We start from the raw sequence: 2,468 nt of genomic DNA, 5'->3' as shown, positions 1-2,468 counted from the left end.
CCGCCATCGCGGAAATCAACCAGACCTCGCGGCTGACGCTGACGGCGACGCCGCGCAAGGTCGGGCGCACCGTAGCAAGCGTGACGATCTCTTGGGAAGAAAAGCCCTTGGAGCAAAAGCAAGGCACCAGACGAGAGCTGGATCGCCCCAAAGTGGGGCGCAAGGCGCGCCGTGACGGCACAGCGGAGACACCGGCACTGGCCTTCCCCAAGAGCGGGAGCCTGAAGGGAACCGAGCCGTGGGACAGCCTCGCCCGCACACATGTGACCCGGGTTCAGGGTGGGCATATCCCTGACCTGCGCGGCCTCACGGACGCCTTCCGCAACTGGTGCGAGGCCAAAGCCATTCCTCTCGACGCCAAAGGGATCGATCGGACCTTTACCGGGTTTTGCAAGACGTATCGCCCCATCATCTGATGCTACAGAGTAGCTCGATGAGGTCCGATCCTGGATAAAAAGACTGATCTGTGTAAAATAGATCATATCTGGTAAAAACCGATAAATACCGTGATATTCCAGAATATGACACATTGATAACGCCCTAAAACTGCCCGTAACTGTTCAGAAAAGATGCCCGAATGCCACTTTCACCTGCAAAAGCCGCGACCGTTGCGGGCGTGTCTCGCAGCGTTGTTTCCAAAGCGCTGGCTTCGGGACAGCTGGTCGGCGTGAAGCGGAACAACGGGCATTGGTCGATCACGGAAAAGGATCTGACAGACTGGATGGAGCACATCATCAGTCGGGCAGACAGCACGCCCGCTGCGCCTGAGCCACACCCCAAGCGGAGCGATCTGGCAGAGTTGGAGACCCTTCGGGAAGAATTGAAGGCGGCGACAGCCGCAGGCCAGGAGGCTCGGGAAGGGCTGGCCTCGGCCGAGGCCCGGCTGGAAGCCCTGGGAGAGATCATCGTCAACCTCAAGGCGGATCGCGACGCTTGGCAGGCTCAGGCCAAGACGCTGGCCTCACGGCCAGGCGGGCTCTTCGCGCGGATCTTCGGGCGCTGATCACCTACGCTCCGCGACATCCGCCTCCAGCAACATGCGCACATAGCGCGTGTACGGGATACCACGGGCCTTTGCTTTGGCCTTCACGGCCACGAGAAGGGAACCAGGCAGCCGCATGTTCAGCGAGGCTGCCTTGGGCTCGATCTCGAACCGCATCGGTTTGAACCCGGACAGATCATACTCGGACAGGTCTACGGTATCCACGAATTGCTCTGCCTCTGCATCACTGCGGAGGGGCGGCATGGGCTTAGAATGAGCCTTCATAATGTGCGATCTCCTTCTGGTGCATGTAACGGGCGCTGATGGGGCGCAATTTGGCCTGACCGTCGATCTCTCGCAGCAGGAACACCACGAACACGTACCGGCCAGCGGCTGACTTTCCGATGGCACGCATCCGCGTCTCATCCGGAAAAGGGTCTGCGAGAACAGCCGGCGTCCCCGCGAAGACCTCTTCGATTTCGGCCTGGGTCAGCCCATGCTTTCCGCATTTGGGCCAATTCCCTTCATCCCAATCAAAGCCCGCGATGTTCATTGGGAATGATGACCGTCATTTGTCTACACAAACGTAATGTAATATATGCGACCCTCTTTGGGAAGACCCCTTGCCCCTTCGGGATCAAAACCCCGGTCCCTCATCGGGTCTTTCCGGAGGGACCTCATCGAAGAACGCCTGCTGCTCCGGCTCGGGCAGCGCCTCGACACGCCCCCGGACACCGTCCCACCAGCGCGCGACCCGCTCCATCGCGGGGCGCAGATGGGTCCAGAAGGGCTTGAGGCGCTCAGCGGACGGGGCGCCCTTCTCGGTGGTCCAGCGGCCGTTCTCACCCTGGCGCAGATCTCCGGTGATCACTGCTGCGGCTGCTTCCGCCGCCAGCGCGGCTGCATCGCCAATGATCTGATCCATCTCTCGGAGCCGGGCCTCAGCCGTGGCCGCCCGCTCTTGCGCAGCACGCGCCTCTTCTTGCGCCCGGTCTCGGTCTTCCGCGGCCGCTGCCCTCGCCGCCTGAATGGCCTCCAGACGGCCCTCTAGGTCCCGAACCTGGGCCTCCAGCCCCTCGACCTTCTCCCGGGCCTCTGTGGCCCGCCTATCGTAGGTCTCAGCGTTCTTCAGGGCCTTTGCCGCGCGATCATCCTCAGCCTCCGCCTTGATCCGGGCCTTTTCCGCCCGCGCCTCGTTGGTCCGGATCTTCTCTTCAAGCTCGACCAGTTCTTTGCGCTTCTCCGCGATCTCGAAGGGCAGATCGATGTGCAGCTCCTCCACGGAGCGGTTCACCAGCTCATGAGGGGCCGCACCAGCCTCCGCACGGGCCTTGCGGGACCGTCCCCGCTCCAGATCGGGCATGAAGGCCTGCAGCTCCTCGTGGAGGGCCGTCTGGAGCTCTCTGAGCACCCCACGCCCCATCCAGGTGGAAAGGGGCTGTCCGGTCACGTCATAGCCGCACAGGCTGAAATGCGCGTGCCGTGC

Annotated in this window: 5 protein-coding genes; 2 read left to right on the top strand and 3 right to left on the bottom strand. The window is 62.4% G+C overall.

Translation table 11 applies throughout. From position 1 onward, the window contains the following. Together AACZ75_RS15590 and AACZ75_RS15585 are read left to right on the top strand one after the other, a co-directional pair. Window positions 1-416: hypothetical protein (locus AACZ75_RS15590; protein ID WP_339874128.1), on the top strand; the 416-nt coding region annotated here is incomplete at its 5' end. 161 nt (window positions 417-577) lie between these two features. After that, window positions 578-1,003, top strand: coding sequence for a hypothetical protein (locus AACZ75_RS15585; RefSeq protein WP_339874126.1), 426 nt, complete (start codon window positions 578-580; stop codon window positions 1,001-1,003). Here the strand turns inward: AACZ75_RS15585 and AACZ75_RS15580 are convergent, their stop codons facing one another. The 3 genes from AACZ75_RS15580 to AACZ75_RS15570 all read right to left on the bottom strand — a co-directional run. Further along, complete coding sequence (locus tag AACZ75_RS15580) at window positions 1,004-1,246, bottom strand: BrnA antitoxin family protein (RefSeq protein WP_339874130.1); 243 nt, start codon at window positions 1,244-1,246, stop codon at window positions 1,004-1,006. 4 nt (window positions 1,247-1,250) lie between these two features. Further along, the gene (locus AACZ75_RS15575; RefSeq protein ID WP_339874124.1) at window positions 1,251-1,535 is read right to left on the bottom strand and encodes a BrnT family toxin; all 285 of its coding nucleotides are present in this window, start codon (window positions 1,533-1,535) and stop codon (window positions 1,251-1,253) included. Between the two features lie 84 nt (window positions 1,536-1,619). Next, window positions 1,620-2,468 (bottom strand): hypothetical protein (locus tag AACZ75_RS15570; protein ID WP_339874123.1); only part of this gene is annotated, 849 nt, incomplete at its 5' end.

It is taken from the genome of uncultured Brevundimonas sp. (genome assembly GCF_963975535.1).
Classification (GTDB): domain Bacteria; phylum Pseudomonadota; class Alphaproteobacteria; order Caulobacterales; family Caulobacteraceae; genus Brevundimonas.
Note: the sequence above shows the minus strand (reverse complement) of the source record. Positions and strands in the feature narration are given on the sequence as shown.

Excerpts from the sequence above, each read along its gene's own strand:
- AACZ75_RS15575 (WP_339874124.1), bottom strand. The coding sequence starts at position 1,535 with ATGAACATCGCGGGCTTTGATTGGGATGAAGGGAATTGGCCCAAATGC.
- AACZ75_RS15580 (WP_339874130.1), bottom strand. The coding sequence starts at position 1,246 with ATGCCGCCCCTCCGCAGTGATGCAGAGGCAGAGCAATTCGTGGATACC.
- AACZ75_RS15585 (WP_339874126.1), top strand. The coding sequence starts at position 578 with ATGCCACTTTCACCTGCAAAAGCCGCGACCGTTGCGGGCGTGTCTCGC.